This is a genomic window from Pseudomonas putida, assembly GCF_001976065.1.
GTDB lineage: Bacteria > Pseudomonadota > Gammaproteobacteria > Pseudomonadales > Pseudomonadaceae > Aquipseudomonas > Aquipseudomonas serbica.
Genome location: NZ_MNAH01000005.1, coordinates 155,286 through 179,249, shown reverse-complemented (window position 1 = coordinate 179,249; position 23,964 = coordinate 155,286). Strand labels below are relative to the sequence as shown.

At 59.9% G+C, this 23,964-nt stretch carries 16 protein-coding genes; 7 read left to right on the top strand and 9 right to left on the bottom strand.

Features of this window, described 5'->3' with window-relative positions:
* Positions 1–23 precede the first annotated feature (23 nt).
* The 6 genes from BKX96_RS19335 to BKX96_RS19310 form a co-directional block, all read right to left on the bottom strand.
* Complete coding sequence (locus tag BKX96_RS19335; RefSeq protein ID WP_077185227.1) at positions 24–1,277, bottom strand: hypothetical protein; 1,254 nt, start codon at positions 1,275–1,277, stop codon at positions 24–26.
* 39 nt (positions 1,278–1,316) lie between these two features.
* Positions 1,317–2,567 (bottom strand): hypothetical protein, encoded by a 1,251-nt coding sequence (locus tag BKX96_RS19330; protein WP_077185226.1) that lies wholly within the window; start codon positions 2,565–2,567, stop codon positions 1,317–1,319.
* Positions 2,568–2,592: 25 nt separating this feature from the next.
* The gene (locus BKX96_RS19325) at positions 2,593–3,093 is read right to left on the bottom strand and encodes a CS1 type fimbrial major subunit (protein WP_046819066.1); all 501 of its coding nucleotides are present in this window, start codon (positions 3,091–3,093) and stop codon (positions 2,593–2,595) included.
* A gap of 5 nt (positions 3,094–3,098) precedes the next feature.
* Entirely contained in the window at positions 3,099–3,839 is a 741-nt protein-coding gene (locus BKX96_RS19320) for a pilus assembly protein (protein WP_077185225.1), read from the bottom strand.
* A 40-nt stretch (positions 3,840–3,879) separates the two neighbouring features.
* On the bottom strand, positions 3,880–6,402 hold the full coding sequence (locus BKX96_RS19315) for a TcfC E-set like domain-containing protein (protein ID WP_077185224.1): 2,523 nt from the start codon (positions 6,400–6,402) through the stop codon (positions 3,880–3,882).
* Between the two features lie 107 nt (positions 6,403–6,509).
* The gene (locus BKX96_RS19310) at positions 6,510–6,998 is read right to left on the bottom strand and encodes a CS1 type fimbrial major subunit (protein WP_046819063.1); all 489 of its coding nucleotides are present in this window, start codon (positions 6,996–6,998) and stop codon (positions 6,510–6,512) included.
* A gap of 491 nt (positions 6,999–7,489) precedes the next feature.
* On the opposite strand from BKX96_RS19310, the gene BKX96_RS19305 reads away from it, so the two are divergent.
* Both BKX96_RS19305 and BKX96_RS19300 read left to right on the top strand, forming a co-directional pair.
* Positions 7,490–8,065, top strand: a complete 576-nt coding sequence (locus BKX96_RS19305; RefSeq protein WP_046819062.1) for a PadR family transcriptional regulator — start codon at positions 7,490–7,492, stop codon at positions 8,063–8,065.
* A gap of 32 nt (positions 8,066–8,097) precedes the next feature.
* Positions 8,098–8,847 (top strand): siderophore-interacting protein, encoded by a 750-nt coding sequence (locus BKX96_RS19300; RefSeq protein ID WP_143512452.1) that lies wholly within the window; start codon positions 8,098–8,100, stop codon positions 8,845–8,847.
* Positions 8,848–8,922: 75 nt separating this feature from the next.
* On the opposite strand, the gene BKX96_RS19295 is transcribed toward BKX96_RS19300, so the two are convergent.
* Together BKX96_RS19295 and BKX96_RS19290 are read right to left on the bottom strand one after the other, a co-directional pair.
* Positions 8,923–9,582, bottom strand: coding sequence for a Pr6Pr family membrane protein (locus BKX96_RS19295; protein WP_077185223.1), 660 nt, complete (start codon positions 9,580–9,582; stop codon positions 8,923–8,925).
* 1 nt (position 9,583) lies between these two features.
* A complete protein-coding gene (locus BKX96_RS19290; RefSeq protein ID WP_046819059.1) occupies positions 9,584–9,814 on the bottom strand; it encodes a VF530 family protein in 231 nt (76 codons plus the stop codon).
* Between the two features lie 258 nt (positions 9,815–10,072).
* Here BKX96_RS19290 and BKX96_RS19285 point away from each other — a divergent pair, with 258 nt between their 5' ends.
* The 4 genes from BKX96_RS19285 (at position 10,073) to BKX96_RS19270 (ending at position 18,022) form a co-directional block, all read left to right on the top strand.
* On the top strand, positions 10,073–11,455 hold the full coding sequence (locus tag BKX96_RS19285) for a carbohydrate porin (protein WP_077185222.1): 1,383 nt from the start codon (positions 10,073–10,075) through the stop codon (positions 11,453–11,455).
* 212 nt (positions 11,456–11,667) lie between these two features.
* The gene (locus tag BKX96_RS19280; protein ID WP_046819057.1) at positions 11,668–14,076 is read left to right on the top strand and encodes a glucose/quinate/shikimate family membrane-bound PQQ-dependent dehydrogenase; all 2,409 of its coding nucleotides are present in this window, start codon (positions 11,668–11,670) and stop codon (positions 14,074–14,076) included.
* 315 nt (positions 14,077–14,391) lie between these two features.
* Entirely contained in the window at positions 14,392–16,443 is a 2,052-nt protein-coding gene (locus BKX96_RS19275) for a putative bifunctional diguanylate cyclase/phosphodiesterase (protein ID WP_046819056.1), read from the top strand.
* Positions 16,444–16,666: 223 nt separating this feature from the next.
* The gene (locus BKX96_RS19270; protein ID WP_046819055.1) at positions 16,667–18,022 is read left to right on the top strand and encodes an imelysin family protein; all 1,356 of its coding nucleotides are present in this window, start codon (positions 16,667–16,669) and stop codon (positions 18,020–18,022) included.
* 72 nt (positions 18,023–18,094) lie between these two features.
* Here the strand turns inward: BKX96_RS19270 and BKX96_RS19265 are convergent, their stop codons facing one another.
* Positions 18,095–22,339, bottom strand: a complete 4,245-nt coding sequence (locus BKX96_RS19265) for a dermonecrotic toxin domain-containing protein (protein WP_077185221.1) — start codon at positions 22,337–22,339, stop codon at positions 18,095–18,097.
* A 192-nt stretch (positions 22,340–22,531) separates the two neighbouring features.
* Between BKX96_RS19265 and BKX96_RS19260 the strand changes: the two genes are divergently transcribed.
* The gene (locus BKX96_RS19260) at positions 22,532–23,959 is read left to right on the top strand and encodes a di-heme oxidoreductase family protein (protein ID WP_077185220.1); all 1,428 of its coding nucleotides are present in this window, start codon (positions 22,532–22,534) and stop codon (positions 23,957–23,959) included.
* Positions 23,960–23,964 lie beyond the last annotated feature (5 nt).

The window sequence follows — 23,964 nt, the reverse complement described above, 5'->3', positions numbered from 1 at the left end:
AATCGCCCTCAGGGGCCCCCGCCTCAACCGACTTCCGAATCCCAGATAACCGTGACGCGTCCTGAATACTGACGCTGTTGCCCGGGGCGAATCATCTCGCCGACTACACTTGCAGGGATATCGAAATGCAGGGTTCCTGGCTTGCGATCCACATAGAACCCTGGCAAAAAGATCTGCATGACACCACCGTTGCGCCGTAATGGCAGGCGATTGACAGGTTGTCCTGCGATGTTCGTCAAGCCAGCAGGCAGGCTCACGCTGACATTCAGTGGTGCGACATGACCGCTCAGAGGATCGCTCACCGCGCAGGTCTGACCGTCCAGGCTGTATTCACACTCCATCTGCATCTTGAAACGCGAACTGGCGGAAATATTGAAGGTCTGGTCGCGGAACAGGCGCGTCGGTTTTCGACCCTGTGTGAGCCAGGATTGCCAGCCGCCTTCGGGCACCAGTTCCACGCGATTACCGCCCGGTGGTACATCGACCTTGAGGGTGTGCAGCACGCTCAACTCGAAATTCAATGCCAGGAAATTACTGCTGGGCAGCATGACGTCGCCCATGTCGAAATCCGCCCCAGGGCCGAGGGTGTAGGTCAGCTGTCCAATGTATTTTCCCGAGGACATGCCCAACGGGTTAGGCGTTACCAGTTCATAGGCAAAATCCAGGTACTGGTAGCGCAGCCAAGGCACATTGAACCTGGCCTGTTTTACGCAAGCGCCTTCTCTAGGCGTTCTCCAGAAAAAGCGATACCGGGTCGGACTGAAAAAACCCATACCGCTGTAACCGCAGGGAGCGGGTGCGTAGACCCAACTGCTGCCCCACAGTTGATTGTGGGCAAGCCGATAGTCATTACCCCCACCCACCAGCTTGATCACGTCATCAGATTCGGCGGCGGAGCCAAAACCGGCGATACGCACTTGTACGTCTTCCTGTTCACCCGTGGCCTCGTGAATGACGGTTAACGTTCTCCACTGCGCCGGAACCTTTATGTACGCTCCCTGACGTGGATTCTCATGGTTGGCCATGATCGGCCTGCTGGAATTGAACTGAATCGGGACCTGCAAGCTAAACATCGCATTTTCTTGACATTGCGCTGGGTAGCTGCCGCAGTAACCACTTGACGGCGTATCGTTTTTGAATTTATTGCGCTGCGGGTTCGCCGAGTCCGGCTTGAACGAGGCCTGAATCGACACCTCCGCAGCCCCTGCCGATGTCAGCCACAGCGACACAAAAACACCCACGCTCGCCCATCGCTTGAACAACTGAAAACGCTTCATCCCTTTAGCCTCATTCCTTTTCGTTTCTACAAAAGGCTACTAAACCTCCGAATCCCAGATGACGGTCACGCTTCCGGAATACTGTCGCTGTTGCCCGGGGCGAATCATCTCGCCCACGTCACTTGCAGGAATTTCGAAATGTAGCGTTCCCGGTTTCCGATCCACATAAAGCGCTGGCTGGAACAACTGCGTGCCACTGCCATCGAGTCGTAGCGGCCTGCGATCGACCGATTGCCCGTCTGTATCCGCCAATCCATGGGGCAGGCTCACGCTCACGTTCAGTGGCACGACGTGACCTGACAGCGGTTCTCGTAACGAACAGGTCTTGCCGTCCTGGGTGTATTCACACTCCATCTGCATCTTGAAACGCGAACTGGCGGAAATGTTGAAGGTCTGGTCGCGGAACAGGCGCGTCGGTTTTCGACCCTGCGTGAGCCACGATTGCCAGCCGCCTTCGGGCATCAGTTCCACGCGATTACCGCCCGGTGGTACATCGACCTTGAGGGTGTGCAACACGCTCAACTCGAAATTCAATGCCAGGAAATTACTGCTGGGCAGCATGACGTCGCCCATGTCGAAATCCGCCCCAGGGCCGAGGGTGTAGGTCAGCTGTCCTATGTATTTTCCCGAGGACATGCCCAACGGGTTGGGCGTTACCAGTTCATAGGCAAAATCCAGGTACTGGTAGCGCATCCAGGGCACATTGAACCTGGCCTGTTTTACGCAAGCGCCTTCTCTAGGGGTTCTCCAGAAAAAGCGATACGACGTCGGAGTGAAATAACCCATACCACTGTAACCGCAGGGAGCGGGTGCGTTGACCCAACGGCTACCCCACAGTTGATCGTAGGCAAGTCGATAGTCATTACCCCCACCCACCAGCTTGATCACGTCATCAGATTCGACGTTGGAGCCAAAACCGGCGATACGCACTTGTACGTCTTCCTGTTCACCCGTGGTCTCGTGAATGACGGTTAACGTTTTCCACTGCGCCGGAACCTTTATGTACGCTCCCTGACGTGGATTCTCATGGTTGGCCATGATCGGCCTGCTGGAATTGAATTGAATCGGGACCTGCAAGCTAAACATGGCATTTTCTTGACATTGCGCTGGGTAGCTGCCGCAGTAACCACTTGACGGCGTATCGTTCTTGAATTTATTGCGCTGCGGGTTCGCCGAGTCCGGCTTGAACGAGGCCTGAATCGACACCTCCGCAGCTCCCGCCGAAGACAGCCACAGCGAAAACAAAATAGTCACGCCCACATATCGCTGGAACACTTGAAAACGGTTCATCCCTTTAGCCTCATGGAATCGGGGCTCAAGCCCCTGGCATGACCGCGTTGAAGATCATGTTGACGTTGCCAAAATAATTGCCGGGCTTGTAAACCCCATCGGCCGGCGGCATCGGCAGGATTTCCAGCAGCACGCGTTTGCCGGAAGCGGCGTCGCTCAGGGAAACCACTTCGCTGCTTTGCTGCTCGCTCAACAGCTTGCCGTTGAACAGCACCCGCATATCAATGTCGTGGGCGGCGGTGCCGTTGGACAGGTAGGGACGGCCTTCAAGCCGGGCTTCGATCGAACCGGCTTCGTTCCTCACATCGAAATACTTGCGCAAACCGCCCAGGGTCGACGACGTGAGATTCCACGGCAATTGCTGCTCGCGGTGGATCCAGCCGGGGTCGGCCGGGATCACATAGAACGCCAGGGAGGGGATGGTCACGACCACGTCGAAACGATGTTCCTCACGGGCAGAAAAAACCGGTGTGGACGTCCCCGCGGCGATGGCCGAGACAAACACCAGAAGCAGCGATTTGCACATAGTCATCAGCCTTTAACGTCCAGTTTCTTGATGCTTTCACCCTCAACCAGCGTGAAACGGTACTCACGACCCGCCTGCTTCTCGAACTCGAACGTTCGCCCGGCGAGGATGTGATGCTTGGTCGTCGGCTGGCAGTCCTGCTCGTTCTTGACCGAGCAATCCTTGAACTCATCGATCACCACGACGGTGTTGCCGTTGTTGCGGATTCGATAGGTGCCCGCCGCGTTTTCTATCGCGCTTTCGAAGCGTGTGGCCTTGGGCCGTACGAAAAACACCGCGCCGTAACCCGCCAATACGTTGACCCCGGCAGAGAGGGTTTTCTTATAGTCCTCACGCTCCTCGCTGGAGACGGCGAATTCGTCTTCCTTTTCGGGCACCACCGGGACGAAACGCACGCGGAAATAGCGTTCCTTGTCGCGCTCGCCCATGAACAGCAATCGCGTGCCCTGCATGCCGTTGGCCGGCACGATCAAGCGCGCCGGGCTGGCCATCAAGCCGTCGCGGGATTTGCCGTCGGCCTGGGGCTTGAGGGGCACTTCCTGTGATTTTCCGTCGGCGTCATAGAGGATCTCGAGGATGTTGACCTTGACGAACGCGGTGCTGTCGCCACCGTTGAAAACCCGTTTCAGGTAGGTACTTTTGTCGCCGTCCAGATAGTCGTAGACGGTGCCGATATTGATGCTCGGTGTGGCGTGAGCAGTCTGGGTGAACAAACAAAAACCAAATAATGCCAACAGGCGTTTCATCGTCCTGTACCTCGTTGATTAATCACGTTCTGCCGGGCTATCAACCCGCTGTCCGATCGATAGGATTCACGTCCGCCAACGTATCCGGCGTGCAGCGCAGGTCACCAATCATCAACACGTTGTTTTCAGTGCGGCCATTGCGCGTGTCGAGGCGGAACTGGCACAGCAACTGGTTGCCGTGACGCACTTCCAGGGTCGGTGAGCCGGCGTTCATTTCCATGGAGAAGAAGCCGTCCACTTCGCTCACGCCGCGACTGGCGTGGTTGATGATGTGGTGGCCCTTGAGCGGGTTGCCCTGGGGGTCGATCAGGCGGCCGAGCACGGTCAGGGTTCGCATCACTTTCACCTGGCGATACTCCACGCCGCCCTTGTTCAAGTGATAACTGGAACGGGCCGGCTGGATGGTCGCGGCGGGCACATGATTGCCTTCGAAGTCGAAGCTGACCGAGCTGCTTTTGTAGGCGGTGATCGGCACGAAGTTGCGCCCCGGCCGCAGTACCGCGCTGCCGCCGCTCAAGTCGTCGGCGCGCAGGGCGATGCCATCGATATCCGATTCGACATCGATGATCATGCCGGCACCATCGCGGTGATACTGGCTGGTCATGACTATTTTTTGACCGCCCACGGCCACGGTGCTGTCCAGGTTCAAGCCACCGGTGAGGTCGTTGTTGAAGGACGAACGCTGGATGAAACCGTCGCCACTGACCAGGTCCGATTGCATGCTCGCCATGGCGTTCAACCCGACGCCGTAGGTGTCGGTGATGGCGGTGGCCGAGACGCTTTGCAACAGGTGATCCTGCAGGCTTTTGCGGTAGGTGACCGAGGCGTTGTTATCCCGGCCGCCCTCTCGGGCTGTGCGCGTGCCAATGCTGCCGGAGATCTGCTCACCCGGGCCGCCCAAGGCAATGTTGACGCTCAGGTCGACGCCACGATTGCGGTCGTCACCCGAGCTGAAACTGCCGGGTCGGTCGAACAGGGCCAGGCGCCAGTTGGCATCGCTGCCAAACAGTCGGGTGCGCTGGGTCCAGCCCAGGTCCACGCCCGTGCCTTCGGTATTGCCTTCGCTGTGGGACACCCGGGCATTGATCGAGCTTTTGTTGGTGATTCGATGATTCACCGAAAGCGACGAGTTGCTGGTCTGACCGACAAATACATTGCGCTGGCGCACTCGCGTGCCGTCCGGCAGGGTGTCATAGAGCCGGGTGGTGTCGAGCCAGCTGCGGTTGTGACTGGCAACGATTCTGCCACCGCCGTAGGAATACAGCCCCTGCACATCCAGACCGGTGCCGTAGTCTTCAGTCTGGTAGACGTTGGCAAAGAGACTGGCATTGTTGACGATCGACCAATCGACCGAGGTGCCGTACTGAAACGAGTCGCGCACCTGGCGCCCGCTCAACCCCAGGATGACCCGTGGATGCAGCAGGTAGTTGAACGCCGCACCCGCGGTCATGTCGCCATCGTCCTGCTCGTCCCAGTTGCTGAACACTTTGGACTCACGGCCGGCGAACAGGTTGTAGCGCCAGCGTTCTTCGTGATCGCGCCAGTTGCTCGGCTTGTAGACCAACTCCTGGGTGCTGGAGGTGATCTGGCCGTCTTCGATCAGGCGCACTTCCACCTCATAGATGCCACCCGGTAGCGGGCGAGTATCGAGGGTCTGCAACCCGGCGGGCATCGCCTGGGTATTGATCAGCAAACCGTCGCGGTAGATTTCCACCGAGCCCTGGCGATTGGCCGTGACATAAATCGGATACACCGCCGGTTTGGGGTTGTTGATAGCCAGGCTGTCGGAGCTGCCATACATCATGCCCACTGCGGTGTCGGGGCTGGCGCCGAAAGCACGCGGTTGTCGGGTCAGCCCTTCGGACGAGGGCGTGAACAAACCCAGGCGCAGGAAACTGCCTTGCAGTTCGCGCTGGGTGTAGAGCTCGTTCACCGAGTGATAAAGCTGGTTATCCAGACCACCCAGGCGAGACAGTTGAATGTTGACCGCTTGAGTCCAGTTGCCCAGGCTGCTGCTGGCCTCAAGGCCATAGCGCCCACCCAGGTCCTGGTTCTGACCGCCGTTGAGGTTCAACTGATTACGCACGATCAAGCCGGTACTGCCGCCTTCGGGCAAGCTGTAGTAACGCTGTACCTGGTCGTCGCGCTCGGCGTTTTCGGTAAGGATCGAAACCAGTGAGTTTTCCAGGCTGTAGTGCACCGCCACCAGTTGCTCCGGGCAGTTGGCCTGACAGCCGCCCAGCGCTACACCTTGTTTCAGATAGTTCGACCAGGTGTCGCGCTCACTGGGTTTAATCGTACTGTCGCTGATATCCGTGAAATCAACGAGGGTGACGCGATCGTCGCGCGATAACACGACCATCGCCTCACCGAGAAATTGTTGGTCAAGCTCCACGCGCACAGCCAAGGGCACATCAAAAAAATGCTCTTCGAACTCGCTGGGCAAACCCTTGGCTTGTGCCAGCAAACTTCGAGGCGTATTAGCGTTATCCGCTGGCGCGGCCAAGGCCGTTGCGCAGAAAAAAAGGGCAAGCGCCGTCGCGATGGGAGTCATCGGGAACATGGACGAGATTCTCTGGAGATATGTGCGTTAAAACCCGATCGACAGGCAGAAGCAACCTATCGACCGGTAAGTTAACGAATCAGGACAAGTCTTGAATCAGGGCTGTATTACTGGATGCGCGGGATGGCATCAAAGATCACAACCGGAGTGGCGGTGTACAGGCCCGTTTGCGCTGCAGTGGGTTTGGCCGCGGCAATCACCAGGTCAGCCCGCATGCCACCGTTGGACTCGGTATCGCCAACCACTTCCTGAGAAGCGCCGGTCAAGGTAATGCCGTTGAAACTATAGGTCAGAGCAATGTTGCTGCTACCGTTGAACAGGGGTTGTGGCCCGCCTTCCACATAAGCACCGACCGAACCATTGGTGTGTCGAATATCGTAAGTCGCACGCACCGGGTCCAAGGTACCGGACGCCAGGTTGTAGAACATTTTTTCATCTTTACCAAAGTCAGGGTTGACCGGTTGGGCATGGAACACCTGGGTTGGAATGTTGGCGCTGATATTGATGGAGGTGCGCGCTTCTTCCGCAGCGAACGCCATCGAAGAGCTGAGGGCCAGGAGGGTCATCGGGACGGCGATTGCAAACTTCTTGAACATTGTCGAGTACCTGTTTTTTCAAAGGATTGGTCTGTAGAAAGTTCAAATTAACCGTGCCAACAAGCAGAGTGATGGCATTTCGGTTCAACTTTCGACAGGGAGGATGATCAACCAATTGCCTAAGAAAGTAAGTACGAAAACTCTGCGCAACATGTAGTAAAAGTGACTCACGCAGCTGTAGAAAAAGCAGGCAAAACAGCAAACTACGTTATTTACCCATCAGCCATATCCTACACACAGTTTTAACTGAAAAAGCATGCAGATATAAATTAAAACAACTTCTGTAAGAAGCATACTACTTTGCCCGCAACTAACGGCCAACAACAGTTGCAACACTGATGATTAGTTTAATTACTCTAAAATTACCAGCACTCCCGGCCCCCGCCTGACCGGCGGAGAGCCGTTGCCCTCCCGACCGTCGGTCAAAAAAGCTTGCACGCACTATAAGATATATCTTACGTTGTATCTAGACACGACAGGAGAAGGAAAAAATGAGAGACCATCATTCCCCGCACCGCGAACATGGCGACGGTCGCGACGGCTTCGAAAAACGCCCCGGCCGCGAACGCGGCGGTCGCGGTCCACGGGTATTCGCCCCCGGCGACCTGAAATTGCTGTTGCTGGCCCTGATCGCCGAACAGCCCTGCCACGGCTATGACCTGATCCGCCAGATCGAAGGCATGTTCGACGGCGCCTACAGCCCCAGCCCCGGCGTGATCTACCCCACCCTGACCTTTCTGGAAGAAAGCGAAATGATCCAGGGCGATGCCCAAGGTGGAAAAAAGCGCTACAGCGTGACTGACGCCGGTCGCCAGTCCCTGAGCGAGCAGGCGGTCGCCCTTGAAGGCGTGCGGGTGCGCATCGATGTGAGCAAACGCTCGCTGCGCGGCCATGATCGCCCCCCGGAAATCCACGAGGCAGTGCATAACCTGCGCCATGCCCTGCAACTGCACCATGGCCGCTGGAGTGCGCAAGAAATCCAGCGCGTTGCCACCCTGCTCAACAACACCGCCAAAGCCATTGTCGACGGCCCTGCCGTTCAGGCTCGCCAGGAGATCGCCGAGTGACCACAGTCGATACCTCAACCATTCACCGTGTCATGCACGAAATCAAACGTCGCCGCCTTGAAGTCTTGCGCGTCGTCGACCTGACCCCGCGCATGCGCCGCATTACCCTGGGCGGGCCTGAGCTGGCCGGCTTCATCAGCCTCGGCACGGATGACCACGTCAAGCTGCTGTTCCCGCAGAACGCGGCACAACAGGCGGCGCTGGACACCCTGGTGCTCGGCGCCGGCAAGGACAACGGCGCGATGCCGGCCATGCGCGACTACACCCCGCGCCGCTATGATCTGGATACTCTGGAGCTGGACATCGATTTCGTCCTGCACGGCGACGGCCCTGCCTCGACCTGGGCCGAACAGGCTCAACCCGGGCAGTTCCTGCACATCGGCGGGCCACGGGGTTCAATGATCGTGCCGGATATCTTCGACAGCTACCTGCTGATCGGCGACGAGACCGCCCTGCCCGCCATCGCCCGACGCCTTGAAGGCCTGGCCGCCAATCGGCGCGCACTGGTAATTGTCGAAGTGGAAAACGGCAAGGAACAGCAAGTGCTGCACAGCCCTGCCGAGGTCAATGTGATCTGGGTGCTGCGCGAAGGGGGTAAAGATCACTTGTTGAGCACCGTGCGCCAGATCCAGGTGCCCACGGGCAATCTGTATGCGTGGGTGGCGACCGAGAGCAAAGTGTCGCGGCAGATTCGTCGGGTGTTGCTTGATGAGCATGGGCTGGATGAGCAGTTCGTCAAAGCCGTGGGTTACTGGCGGCTGGATGACACTGACCAGGAGTGACCGGCTTCAGGCCCTATCGCCGGCAGGCTGGCTCCCACATTGGATCTGTGTACACCACACCCTTGTAGGAGCCTGCTACAAATCCAGGCCTTTGGCACGACGCCCCAGCCACCGATCCCACCCGATCAGCAGCAACGCAATCAAGACAAACCCTGCCAACAATCCACCGGCATTGATGAACACCTGTGGATAACCCAGTTTCTCGACATCAATGAACGGGTAGGGATACACCGCCAGCACATGCCCTCGCAGCAGCGAATAGGCGAAGTAGACCAACGGATAGATCACCCACAACCCGATGTGCTCCGGCCGCAGCCGACCCTTGGGCACGCAACGCCACCAATACAGCAGAAACAGCAACGGCATCACATCGTGCAACAGCTCATCGGCCAGCCACTGCCAGCCTTCTGGATGCCACAAGTGCCGCAACAACAGGTTGTAGGCCAGGCTGACCAGAGCGATGCTCACGGCAACGCCACTGCTGACCCACGGCTGCAGGAACCAGCGCCGCGCCGCCGACTCGCGGGACGTCGCTGCACAGGTCAGCACGGTCGCCACCAGGGTGTTGCTCAGCACGGTGAAATAGCTGAAGAAACTCACCAGGCCACCCAGCAGACTGGCGCCGATATTCCAGCGTGCAAAAAAAATCAGGTACAGCTGAATACTCAGTCCGGCCCAGCCAAGCACGGCCGCCAGCGTGAACAAGCGTCGCTGCATGCCTTGCGCAGGGGGCATGTCAGACCGGGCGCTTGGTGCGCATCAGTTTCACGTACAAGCGCTCGACCTTCTCCCGCGCCCACGGGGTTTTACGCAGGAACGTCAGGCTCGACTTGATGCTCGGATCGCTCTTGAAGCAACGGATATCGACGCGCTCGGCCAACCCTGACCATTCGTAATGGGTCACCAGTGCATTGAGGATCTGTTCCAGGGTCACGCCGTGCAGCGGATCGGGGTTGTGTTCGTTCATGCCGGGCCTTCGAGCAGAGTGGGAATTGGAAGCCGCGCACCTTACGTTAAATGTAGGTGAAACGGAAAAGATCGCAGCCTTCAGCAGCTCCTGCAGGACTGTTACCGAATTCGAAAGGATGCATGTCAGTAAAAGCCCTTTCTCTATTTGTAACAGAACATTATCCTTACGCCCGCCATAGCTGAAACGCTTCTGCCATGCGCTTTACTTGCGCCGTTTACGTTCATCCTCCAAAAAAAGATCAAGAATTTCTTCCCTATGCCTGATTTTCCATTTTCTAAAGACAGCGCTGTCTTCACGCCTGCTGCGCGCCTGAAAGCCCTGAGCCTGTTCACAGGCCTGGGCGCTTTCAGCCTCGCTACCTGTACCCCGGCGGCACCGGCCTTTGACAGCGACTCACCCTGGATGCTCGGTGACTGGAACGGCACCCGCAGTGAACTGTCGGCAAAGGGTTACGATTTCAAGCTCGACTACACCGGCGAAATGGGCAGCAACCTGCAGGGCGGCTACGACCATGATCGCACCGCTCGCTACAGCGACCAGTTCGCGCTGGGCACACACCTGGACCTGCAGAAAATCCTCGGCTGGAACGACGCCGAGTTCCAGCTGACCATCACCAAGCGCAGCGGCAACAACATCAGCAACGACCGGATCAACGACCCACGGGTCGGCGGTTTCACCTCGGCACAGGAAGTCTGGGGCCGTGGCCAGACTACGCGCCTGACGCAGATGTGGTACCAGCAGAAGTTCCTCGACCAGACACTCGACATCAAGGTCGGCCGCTTCGGCGAAGGCGAAGATTTCAACAGTTTTCCCTGCGACTTCCAGAACCTTGCGTTCTGTGGCTCCCAGGTCGGCAACTGGGTGGGCGACATCTGGTACAACTGGCCGGTCAGCCAGTGGGCGATGCGGGTCAAATATCACCTGACGCCCGAGTTGTACGCGCAGGTCGGCGCCTATGAGCAGAATCCGTCGAACCTCGACCGCGACAATGGCTTCAAGCTCAGCGGCAGCGGCACCCAAGGCGCCATCCTGCCGGTGGAACTGGTGTGGACGCCAAAGCTCAACGGTCTGCCGGGTGAATACCGTGCCGGCTACTACTACAGCAACGCCAACGCCACCGATGTCTACAAGGACAGCCACGGCCAGCCTGCCGCCCTGAGTGGCGAGGCGTACCGCAGTGCATCGAGCAAGCACGGTGTGTGGCTGGGCATTCAACAGCAGGTCACCAGCATCGCCAGCGACCATTCCCGCGGCCTGAGCCTGTTCGCCAACGGCACGATGCACGACAAGAAAACCAACGCCATCGACAACTATGTCCAGGCCGGCCTCGTCTACAAAGGCCTGTTCGACGCCCGCGCCCGGGATGACATCGGCTTTGCCATGGCCCGCGTGCACGTCAACCCGGCGTATCGCAAGAATGCCGAGGCGAGCAATCAGGCCAAGGCGGTCTTCGACTACGACGACCCAGCCTTCCTGCCGCCGCAGGACACCGAGTACAGCGCCGAACTCTATTACGGCGTGCACGTCACGAACTGGCTGACCGTGCGCCCGAACCTGCAATACATCCGCCACCCCGGTGGCGTGAACGACGTCGATGACGCCTTGATTGGCGGGATCAAGATCCAGTCGTCGTTCTGACCCACACCACTCCCCCTTGGAGGAGCTGGCTTGCCAGCGAAGGCGGCGTATCAGTCGACACCTATGCCAACAGACACACCGCTTTCGCTGGCAAGCCAGCTCCTACAAGGACTGCGTGAACCCAATAGATTTATCTGAACCATGCCCACGCGGGATCGTCATCTACAGTGAACCTGCGCGGGACCACTTGAAACGTTACGGAGAACCACACTATGAGCACTGAGGGTGCTTTGAGTCGAAGCCGTCTATTGCCGACCCTGCTCGGCATACTGCTTCTGCTAATGGGCCTGGCCATGCTGGCCGGCGGGATCAAGCTGAGCATGCTTGGCGGCTCACTGTACTACCTGCTGGCCGGTATCGGCCTGGCGCTGAGCGGCATCCTGCTGATCGCCGCGCGTCGTGCCGCACTGGGCCTTTATGCACTGGTGCTGTTCGCCAGCACCGTTTGGGCACTGTGGGAAGTCGGCCTCGACTGGTGGCAGCTGGTGCCGCGCCTGGCGATGCTGTTCGCGCTGGGCCTGGTCATGTTGCTGCCGTGGTTCCGTCGTCCACTGCTGCGTGATGGCGCCGCCCCCCTGGGCACCGGCGCCCTGAGCGTGGCCGTGGTGATCGCCGGCGCAACCGCCCTGGCCAGCCAGTTCACCCACCCGGGTGAAATCAAGGGTCAACTGGACCGCGACAGCGTGCCAGGCATGACCAACACCGCCCCGGCCATGCCCGACGGTGACTGGAACTCCTATGGCCGCAGCGCCCATGGTGACCGTTACTCGCCGCTGGCGCAGATCACCCCACAAAACGTCAACAAGCTGGTACCGGCCTGGACCTACCGCACCGGTGACCTGCCTGGGCCGAACGACCCGGGCGAAACCACCGCCGAAAACACCCCGCTGAAAGTCAACGGCATGCTCTACGTGTGCACGCCGCACAGCCAGGTGATCGCGCTGGACCCGGACACCGGCAAGGAAATCTGGCGTTTCGATCCGAAGCTGTCGACGCAGAATGCGGCGAACTTCAAGGGTTGGGCGCACATGACCTGCCGTGGCGTGACCTATCACGATGACGCAGTGTATGCCTCCGAGCAGAGCCCGACCGGTTCGGCCAGCCCGGCCCCGGCCAGCGCTTGCCCGCGCAAGATCTTCCTGCCGACTGCCGACACGCGCCTGATCGCACTGAACGCCGACACCGGCAAGATGTGCGAAGACTTCGGCGACAAGGGCCAGGTCGACCTGCGCGCCAACATCGGGGGCTTCACGGCCGGTGGCTACTACTCCACCTCGCCACCCGCGGTCACCAAGGACCTGGTGGTGATTGGCGGCCACGTCACCGACAACGTCTCCACCGACGAGCCAAGCGGCGTGATCCGCGCGTTCGACGTGCACACCGGCAAACTGGTGTGGAACTGGGACAGCGGCAACCCGGACGACACCACGCCGATTGCCGAAGGCAAGACCTACACGCGCAACTCGCCGAACATGTGGTCCATGTTCGCGGTCGATGAAAAACTCGGCATGCTGTACCTGCCGATGGGCAACCAGACCCCGGACCAGTTCGGCGGCGCGCGTACGCCTGAATCTGAACTGCATGCGGCCGGCCTGACCGCCTTGGACATCGCCACCGGCAAAGTACGCTGGCACTTCCAGTTCACCCACCATGACCTGTGGGACATGGACGTCGGCGGCCAGCCGACCCTGATGGACCTGAAAACCGCTGACGGCGTGAAGCAGGCCGTCCTGGCGTCGACCAAGCAAGGCAGCATCTACGTGCTGGACCGCAGCACCGGCCAGGCCATCGTGCCAATCAACGAAGTGCCGGTGCCGCAAGGCGCGGTGGAAGGCGATCACACCTCGCCAACGCAACCGAAATCCGACCTGAACCTGATGCCGCCGCCGCTGCAAGAGCGCGACATGTGGGGCGTGACGCCGTTCGACCAGCTGATCTGCCGGATCGACTTCAAATCCATGCGCTACGACGGCCCGTTCACCCCGCCGTCGCTGCAGGGTTCGATCGTCTATCCCGGTAACTTCGGTGTGTTCGACTGGGGCGGAATCTCGGTTGACCCGGTGCGCCAGATCGCTTTCGTGAACCCGAGCTACATGGCGTTCAAATCGAAGATGATCCCGGCCGCCGAAATCGCCGCCCAAGGCCCGCGCAAAAGCGAAACCGAAGGCGTGCAGCCAAACAAAGGCGCGCCGTACGGCGTGGTCCTCGAAGCCTTGCTGTCGCCAATGGGCCTGCCGTGCCAGGCGCCGGCGTGGGGCTACGTGGCCGCGATCGACCTGACCACCCATGAAAAAATCTGGATGCACAAAAACGGTACCGTGCGTGACAGCTCGCCGGTTCCGATTCCACTGAGCATGGGCGTACCGAGCCTGGGCGGCACCTTCACCACCGCCAGTGGCGTCGGTTTCCTCAGCGGCACCCTCGACCAGTACCTGCGTGCCTACGACGTGAAAAACGGCAAGCAACTGTGGGAAGGCCGCCTGCCGGCAGGCGCGCAAACCACGCCGATGACCTACACCGGCAAGGATGGCAAGCAATACGTGCTGGTCGTGGCGGGTGGTCACGGCTCGCTGGGCACCAAACAGGGTGACTATGTGATTGCGTACAAACTGTCGGAGTAAGCAATATCCGTAGTTAACGCCAAGGCGACTCTCGCAAGGGGGTCGCCTTTTTTGTGCCTTGAGACCGGCGCTCGGCACCTTGCCTCAACGCCACAGCCGTCTAACATCAAACAAAAGGAAATTTTGTCCCAATCCCCTCAAGTTGAAGGACTCGACTACCGACACAGTACTCATCGGGCAATTGCCCAGACCACAGCAAATCGGCCAAGCTGCAGGCAAAATCCCGCAGGGTGGATTGTCCCTTTGACTGACATCACGGGATTGCCAATACTCATGGCAACTTGATGCTACCCGCACGGAACAAGGAATAACCCTTTGAAGCTGGAACTCAAGAACAGCTTGTCGGTGAAGTTGCTCCGGGTCGTGCTCCTGTCGGCATTGATCGTCGGCGTGGTCTTGAGCTGCGCGCAGATCGTTTTCGATGCCTATAAAACGCGCCAGGCCGTCGCCGGCGATGCCGAACGCATCCTCGACATGTTCCGCGACCCCTCGACCCAGGCCGTCTACAGCCTGGACCGGGAAATGGGCATGCAGGTAATCGAAGGCCTGTTTCAGGATGATGCCGTGCGCCAGGCGTCCATAGGCCATCCCAACGAAGCCATGCTGGCGCAGAAATCCCGTGAGTTGCAGCACTCCAGCAGTCGTTGGCTGACCGACCTGATCCTGGGCAAGGAACGCACCTTCACCACCCAGTTGGTCGGACGCGGCCCCTACAGCGAGTATTACGGCGACCTGAGCATCACCCTCGACACCGCCACCTACGGCAAGGGCTTCATCGTCAGTTCGGTGATCATCTTCATATCCGGGGTATTGCGTGCCCTGGCGATGGGGCTGGTGCTGTACCTGGTCTATCACTGGCTATTGACCAAACCCCTGTCGCGCATCATCGAGCACCTGACCGAAATCAATCCCGACCGTCCCAGTGAGCACAAGATTCCGCTGCTCAAGGGCCACGAGAAAAACGAACTGGGGCTGTGGATCAACACCGCCAATCAGTTGCTGGAATCCATCGAGCGCAACACTCACCTGCGCCATGAAGCGGAAAACAGCCTGTTGCGCATGGCCCAGTACGATTTCCTCACCGGCCTGCCGAACCGCCAGCAATTGCAAACGCAACTGGACAAGATCCTGGTCGATGCCGGCAAGCTGCAACGCCGGGTCGCGGTGCTGTGTGTCGGGCTCGATGACTTCAAAGGCATCAACGAACAGTTCAGCTATCAGACCGGTGACCAGTTGCTGCTGGCCCTGGCCGATCGCCTGCGTGCGCACAGCGGGCGCCTTGGCGCCCTCGCCCGCCTGGGTGGCGACCAGTTCGCACTGGTGCAGGCCGATATCGAGCAACCCTACGAAGCCGCCGAACTGGCGCAAAGCATTCTCGATGACCTGGAAGCGCCGTTTGCCCTGGATCATCAGCAGATCCGCCTGCGCGCCACCATCGGCATCACCTTGTTCCCGGAAGATGGCGACAGTACCGAGAAACTGCTGCAAAAAGCCGAGCAGACCATGACCCTGGCCAAGACTCGCTCGCGCAACCGCTATCAGTTCTATATCGCCAGCGTCGATACCGAAATGCGTCGGCGTCGCGAACTGGAAAAAGACCTGCGCGACGCACTGACGCGCGACCAGTTCTACCTGGTCTACCAACCGCAGATCAGCTATCGCGATCACCGGGTAGTCGGCGTCGAAGCGTTGATTCGCTGGCAGCATCCCGAACACGGGATGGTACCCCCGGACCTGTTCATCCCGCTGGCCGAACAAAACGGCACCATCATCGCCATCGGTGAATGGGTGCTGGACCAGGCCTGCAAACAGTTGCGCGACTGGCACGACCAGGGCTTCAGCGACCTGCGCATGGCGGTGAACCTGTCCACCGTGCAGCTGCACCACGCCGAGTTGCCACGGGTGGTCAACAACCTGTTGCAGATGTATCGCCTGCCCCCGCGCAGCCTGGAGCTGGAAGTCACCGAGACCGGCCTGATGGAGGACATCAGCACCGCCGCCCAGCATTTGCTCAGCCTGCGCCGCTCCGGCGCGCTGATCGCGATCGATGACTTCGGTACGGGTTATTCGTCGCTGAGCTATCTGAAAAGCCTGCCACTGGACAAGATCAAGATCGACAAGAGCTTCGTTCAGGACCTGCTCGATGACGACGACGACGCGACCATCGTTCGCGCCATCATTCAACTGGGCAAGAGCCTGGGCATGCAGGTGATTGCCGAAGGCGTGGAAACCTTGGAGCAGGAGGCCTACATCATTTCCGAAGGCTGCCACGAGGGTCAGGGCTACTTCTACAGCAAGCCCCTGCCAGCGCGGGAACTGAGCGCTTACCTGAGGCAGGCCCAGCGCAGCAACGCCGCCATCCTGTAATCCCTGCAGGAGCGAGCCTGTTCGCTATGGACGTCAGGGCGGCGCGTTTATCTAGACAGCACGCGTTATCGTTAACGTCCATTGCGAGCAGGCTCGCCCCTAGGGTGAATAAGAAATATTTCCAACCACAACCCTTTACACATAATGCGAAAGATTTGCATTATGTCGTCGTTTTGCGCGCTGGTCGCGTTATACCACCCCCTCTCGAAGCAGGATGTTCGCCATGATTCGTATGCCTCTGGCTACCGCCAGTCTGTTGGCCATCGCAATTTCCCTCGCCGGTTGCGGTGAAGGCAAAGACAAAGAAAAAGCTGCCGCTCCTGCGCCAGCGGCCAGCACTGCCGCAGCACCGGCTGCTCCAGCGGCTGCACCTGCCGCTGCCAGCAAGGTCGACGAAGCCGCTGCCAAAGCCGTTGTCGCGCATTACGCCGACATGGTTTTCGCCGTTTACAGCGATGCCGAATCCACCGCGAAAACCCTGCAAACCGCCGTCGATGCCTTCCTCGCCAAGCCGAACGCCGACACCCTCAAAGCCGCCAAGGCTGCCTGGATCGCTGCCCGCGTTCCTTACCTGCAGAGCGAAGTGTTCCGCTTCGGCAACACCATCATCGACGACTGGGAAGGTCAGGTGAACGCCTGGCCACTGGACGAAGGCCTGATCGACTACGTCGACAAATCCTACGAGCACGCCTTGGGTAACCCTGGCGCCACTGCCAACATCATCGCCAATACTGAAGTCCAGGTCGGCGAAGACAAGGTCGACGTGAAGGACATCACCCCGGAAAAACTCGCCAGCCTGAACGAGCTGGGCGGTTCCGAGGCCAACGTCGCCACTGGCTACCACGCCATCGAATTCCTGCTCTGGGGCCAGGACCTGAACGGCACCGGCCCTGGCGCCGGCAACCGCCCAGCTTCGGACTACCTGGAAGGCAAAGGCGCCACTGGCGGTCACAACGATCGTCGCCGTGCTTACCTGAAATCCGTGACCCAATTGCTGGTCAGCGACCTGGAAGAAATGGTCGGTAACTGGAAGCCGAACGTGGCCGACAACTACCGCGCCACCCTGGAAGCGGAACCGGCTGAAAGCGGCCTGCGCAAAATGCTGTTCGGCATGGGCAGCCTGTCCCTGGGCGAACTGGCGGGCGAGCGCATGAAGGTTTCCCTGGAGGCCAACTCCCCGGAAGACGAACACGACTGCTTCAGCGACAACACCCACAACTCGCAGTTCTACGATGCCAAGGGCATCCGTAACGTGTACCTGGGCGAATACACCCGTGTCGATGGCACCAAAATGACCGGCGCCAGCCTGTCGTCCCTGGTCGCCAAGGCCGACCCTGCAGCCGACACCGCGCTCAAGGCCGACCTGGCCGCCACCGAAGCCAAGATGCAGGTGATCGTCGATCACGCCAACAAGGGCGAGCACTACGACCAGCTGATCGCTGCTGGCAACACCGCCGGCAACCAGATCGTCCGTGACGCCATCGCATCGCTGGTCAAGCAGACCGGTTCGATCGAAGCCGCCGCTGGCAAACTGGGTATCAGCGACCTGAACCCGGACAACGCCGATCACGAGTTCTGATCAACGCAGGCTAGCCTGTCCAATAAAAATGCCCCGACACGTTCGGGGCATTTTTTTGCCGCTTCGCCAGCCTCAGATGCGGAGAATGAAAATATTGACCGCGCCACCACCCACTGGCCGCTGGATACCGCCGATCAATGTGACCAGGTTGTTGGTGGCTTGCGCTTGAATGAACAACGCACGGGTCGCCGAATCCATCAGGTCAGTCCTTGGACCGACATAGTGGCGGCCTTCGACCACGTCCCCCGCGACGCGTCGTAATGTCAGCCAATACAGCGCCTCACGCCCCGGACGCCTGAAAATCAGTTCGGACACGGCACCGCCAGCGACCAACTCGTAGCGACTGCCGGTCAATCGCTCGATCATCAATGCCCTTAGCGTGCTTCCCGACCTGCTGCTCAGCGCGTCATGCAACAGTAATGGAATCCCGTCAGTGCTGAAATTCAGCCGACTGTAATAACCCGGCAGACTATTGAGCGGCCAAGTCCCATCGTGCGCCCTCGGCGTTCTCGGCAGCATGGACAACGGATCGCCCAGTGAAACACGGTTTCCCGCCGGCCAGAAACGCCAGTTCTGCAGGGTTCGTCGCAGAGCCGCGATCCCCCAGCCGGTCAGTCCCGCTGGATTGGCCCGATTGAACAGCACGTTGGCCACCTGCAACTGCGTCGCCGCGGTGAATGTCGGGAACCCGTCTCCCACGTACGCGGCGATACTTTTCTCGAAAGGCAAATCAAGCGGATGGACCCACCGGGACAGTGCGCCATTGAACGTCGCCACTCGTGGCTGGCTAAACCGATCAGTCCCAAGCAAGTGCTCGAATTGGGCAAAGGTATTGATCTCAATGGCCGGGTCGTACATGAACACGACACCACTTCTCATGGTTGTCCCTTGCGGCAGGATCGGAAAATAGCGCTCATCGATCTTCACATAGTCGCGCCCGACCAACGCCGGGGCGCCCGCCGTTCGTCGATAGATCCCCATTTCAGCGTTTTGCACCTGAAGTTCGGCGGAATCGATGGTTTGCCCCCAATCGGCAAATTTCTCGTTGGGTGGACGGACTGGGCGCGCCGGAGCGGTAGTCGCTCGACTCGGCCCCGGTGTCGGTTCGATGGGAGCCGGTCGACTGGCGTCGACAACACTCCCGCCGCTCCACGAGCGCGGCAAATCCAGTCCCCTGAGGCGTAGACGCAAACGTTCAGGAGAAACCGTCAGATACGGGTCGAAGACATTCAGGGTCGAACCTGAGCGCAAGTAATGAACCAGGTTCAACTCAAACTCGCTTTCACGTCCTCGCGGAAAAACGAACGAATCGAATACGCGCCTGGCCTGAGTTTCGTCAAGAAACGGATAGAGATCCCTGAGTGCTCTTTCCGTGAACCCGCCGCCCAACCCGGGCGCATCGCGATGAGTGCCGATTTCCCAGTGCCCTGCCGAATCCCGGCGAATCGGTGAGTAATGCCACTGGATCGGTTTGCGAGCATCCCTGACTCGCCAGGCTTCCTCGAAACCTTCATCCAGGATCGCGTACCAATGGTTTTGGTCACTGAGGAAATAATGCTTTGAACCATCGGGTTTCGACGTCCTGTAGTAGATGCCCTTGCCCTCCCACCCTGGCAAAGGCAACAGACCCTCGGGTTTTTTCCGGAGGGCCATTTCCGGGTTCAACCCTCGAGCGCCGGGAGCGCTTTTCAGTCCGCCACTGACAGAGCGCATGCCGATCACGCCATCGGCCAGCGCCCCGACAAACTCGCCCAATGCCCGGACTACGTGGTGGGCCGCACCGGCCCGATCCCCCAGGTTCGCCGCCTCTACCGCGCTGAAGACAGAAAACAGGCTCCTGGCCAGGCCGATCGGCAGCGTCACCCGCACCGGCAACACCATCGTCAGGACATCGACCGCCGTGGTGGCAATGACAAGCCCGGTCTCGACATTGGTTTGTTCGGTGGTGGTCACTTGTGCCGCGGCATCGTTGATCGCGAAGTTGACCTCAGTCTCGTAGGCGTCTTCAAAAACGTTGTTCGCGATCCTGGACATGTGAACCATCGAGAAATCGCCCCGGCCTTTCAACGTGGCCAGGACCTGAGGCTGGAACGCCCGCTCTACCCGCCCGACCAGGTATTCACGCCAGTGACTGTTGTGGGTGAAATCTGGCACGAAGCGCTCACCGACAAACTCATGGAACACCCGGCCGCCAGGAGCCTGCGGCGTATACACCACAATCGAGCCGCCAGCCACGGAGGTACGGAACAACAACACCCCGCGCACCCGTTGACCGCGCAGTTTCAAATGCTCTACCACTACCCGATGCCCCTCGACCTCGCGACGCCGATGGTCGTCGACCGGCACATCGAGCACCGCCTGGACCCAGGCGAAACCGCGCGCCAACCTGTCCGGGTAAAAATCGCCATTGATCTTGGCTTCAATGGCGTCCAGGCGCAGCTGCCGCTCCATGGTCCGGACATAATTGCGCTTGCGAAGCGCCGCCCCCGGGGACGTGATCAAGGCGTCCTTCAAAAACGCGTTATGGCTTTGACCGACGTTGAGCCTGCGCACCAGTTCCTTGACCTGCTCGAGACTCAAGCCGGCAAAAGTCTCGGCCGCTTGCGCTGCAAGCATATCCTCGGGCCGTAAGGCTTCATCGGGCTTGTCGCTGCCCTCGGTCTTCAAGGTCAGCCTGGAGAATTCGGTGAAGTTGAAATCCAGTCCACCGATGTTTTCCAGAGCCAGTTCGGTCAACGTCCGCCGACGGTGCTGGAACTGCGGCTTGCCGGGGTTCTGGATGCTGGAACCAGGGGCACCGGGAGCGATGATAATCGCAGGGACTGATGGATCCCGACTGTGGACGATGAGGTCATCCGGATTTACCGTCAGGCCGTATTCGGACTCAAGTACCGCGCGCAGTCGGCGATTGCTGTAGGCCAACAGGTCGCGGCGATCGCTGAACTGGGCTAATGAGGGAAACCCTTCGGGCTCGGACAGGTTGGCCAGCTCCTCGCCATAACTGGCAATCGCAGCGGCCCAGGCATTTCTGTCGGTCTCGTCTGCATCCTGCAGGAAGACCGCCAACCGGGCCTGGCAACGTTTCTTGATCCTCGCCCACAACACCGGTTCGATATCAAAGGCACGGTGTAGATCGGTCACCCGGTCACAGCCGCGGGGCAAGTCCGCCTTATCGATGTGCGCCCCCGAGGCCTGGTACCTGGCGAGGGTCGAGGCGAGGTTTTCCCGAATCATCAGGCATTGTGATTCGACGCCATGACTGAAGGGGGAGTCCAGACGCTCAAGGTAGTGCAGCCGATCGCGCACAGGGGCAGCGCGATGCAGCGCCAGGCCGCGTGCCTGGTCCTTGTCGGCCACCCAGGCCAACAGCGAGGCGAACTCGGCGCCATGACCCAAGCGTCGATGCAGTTCATGGTCAAGACTGGCCAACGATTCGAACGCCTCAAGGCCAGCGTCCGGGATAAACAACAACACCCGGCCCACATTCGCTGTCGGCGCCACGGGACGAGCCGTCAGGGGGACGTCCTTGGTGTCCCACTTCACCTCCGCGTCTTGCGGATCCCGAGCGGTCAGGATGAAAGCTCCATGCAAGGGGATCGGGGCAGCCTCATCGTCCTTGAGCGCCACGCCATACACACAAGGACGATAGGTGTTCAAAAACTGTCGGGCCTGGGCATTCGGGTAACGCAACACCTTGGCAAACAGCGCCTCATCGGTGGCGTCGAGCAGGCCATCGCTTTTAAGCAGGGCGACCTCGTTTTTCAGCGCCTCGGTGCGAATATCAATCAACCATTGCTTGCGGGTTCGCGAATCGGTCGAGCTCACGGCGCCAGCCCAGTAGGCATCCAGGTACTGTCCATAGTGCGACAGCAGGTTGCCGGCCAGACCATCGAGGAACGTGTCGAACGCAGCGGGCGTTAACGCGGTAAAGAGCGTTGGCTCCCCGCCCGCTTCGGGTACACGATAAAAGCGGGCCTGCCGACCGGCAAAGCCTGCGGCTTGCCCAGTGACGATACGTTGCACCACCGCATCCATCAGGCTGGACAACAATGCCTGGATATCGGATGTATCGTCCGGCTCGCCACCGGTGGATGTGTCGTCATTTTCGCGACACTTGATAAAGCTGCGCAGCAGATCCAGGCGCGGCGTCACGTCGGGGAACGCCTGATCGAAGCGCTGTTGCACGAAAGCATGGAAAGCAGGCTGGTTCTGGAACAGCTCTGCGGTCTGGATATCCAGTGCCGACAGTTTCCTCCCCAGGAGGATCTGTAAAGGGTTGTCCCGCATGGCAGGCAGTGTTGAATGTTCATGCAGCATGGCGCATCTCTTCTGTGGGTGAACTACCCTCATCGTGCCCCTGCGCCATCCCACCGGTGCGTTACATATGTATGGCGTGCGTAACGCCTCGGGTCGTTGTCCCAAATCAGGCAAACGATAATTCCTCTTATTTAAAACCCCCTGCCCTGTTAGACTTTGCGCCCTTGTTTTGCTCGTCTTGCAGGATGTCTGATGCCCTCGCTGCCTCTTCGCTTGTCCGCACTGCTGCTGGCCCTGGGCCTGAGTGCCTGCGATGACGCCCCGAAGTTCACCCAGGCCGAACCCGGTGAAGCCCGCTCCGGCGGCGGCACGACGGTGCGCAAGACCGATCAGAACGCCTTTTCGCTGCCCTCCGCCAACCTGCCGCCGTCGCGGCGCGTGGACTTCAGCGTCGGCAACAGTTTCTTTCGCAGCCCCTGGGTGATCGCGCCGTCGACCACCACCGCCCGCGACGGCCTCGGCCCGCTGTTCAACACCAATGCCTGCCAGGGCTGCCATATCAAGGACGGCCGCGGCCACCCGCCGCCTACCGATGCGTCGAATGCCGTGTCGATGCTGGTACGCCTGTCGATTCCCGACACCCCGGCCTATGCCAACGTCATCGAGCAACAGGGTGTCGTGCCGGAGCCGGTCTATGGCGGGCAGTTCCAGGACATGGCCGTGCCCGGGGTCACGCCGGAAGGCAAGGTGCGGGTCGACTACACGCCCGTCACGGTTCGTTTCAAGGACGGTACCCAAGTCGAGCTGCGCAAGCCGAGCCTGAACATCACCCAGCTGAACTACGGCCCGATGCACCCCGACACGCGATTCTCGGCACGGGTGGCGCCACCGATGATTGGCCTGGGCTTGCTGGAGGCCATCCCGGAAGAGGCGATCCTGGCCAACGCCCAAGCCCAGGCGAAGGACGACAACGGCATCGCCGGACGTCCTAATCGGGTTTGGGATGATGCGCAGCAGAAGACCGTGATGGGGCGATTTGGCTGGAAAGCCGGGCAACCGAACCTCAATCAACAAAATGTCCACGCGTTTTCCGGTGACATGGGCCTCACGACCCACCTGCGACCCTTTGACGACTGCTCCGACGCGCAAACGGCCTGCAAACAGGCGCCGAGCGGCAACGGCCCCGATGGCGAGCCGGAAGTCAGCGACAACATCCTGCGCCTGGTGCTGTTCTATACCCGCAACCTCGCTGTGCCGGCACGCCGCGATGTCGCCACGCCCGAGGTGCTGGCCGGCAAGACCCTGTTCTACCAGGCTGGGTGCCAGTCCTGTCACACCCCCAAGTACACCACCGCCGCCAACGCCGCCGAACCTGAGCTGGCCAATCAAGTGATTCGCCCGTACAGCGATCTGCTGCTGCATGACATGGGCGACGGCCTGGCCGACCACCGCACCGAGTTCCAGGCCAGTGGCCGCGACTGGCGGACCCCGCCGTTGTGGGGCATCGGTTTGACCCAAGCGGTCAGTGGCCACACCCAGTTCCTGCATGACGGCCGCGCCCGCAACCTGCTTGAAGCCGTGCTCTGGCATGGCGGCGAGGCAAAGGCGGCGCAGCAACAGGTTTTGTCTTTCAATGCCGAGCAGCGTGCTGCGCTGCTGGCGTTTTTGAATTCCCTTTAATACCC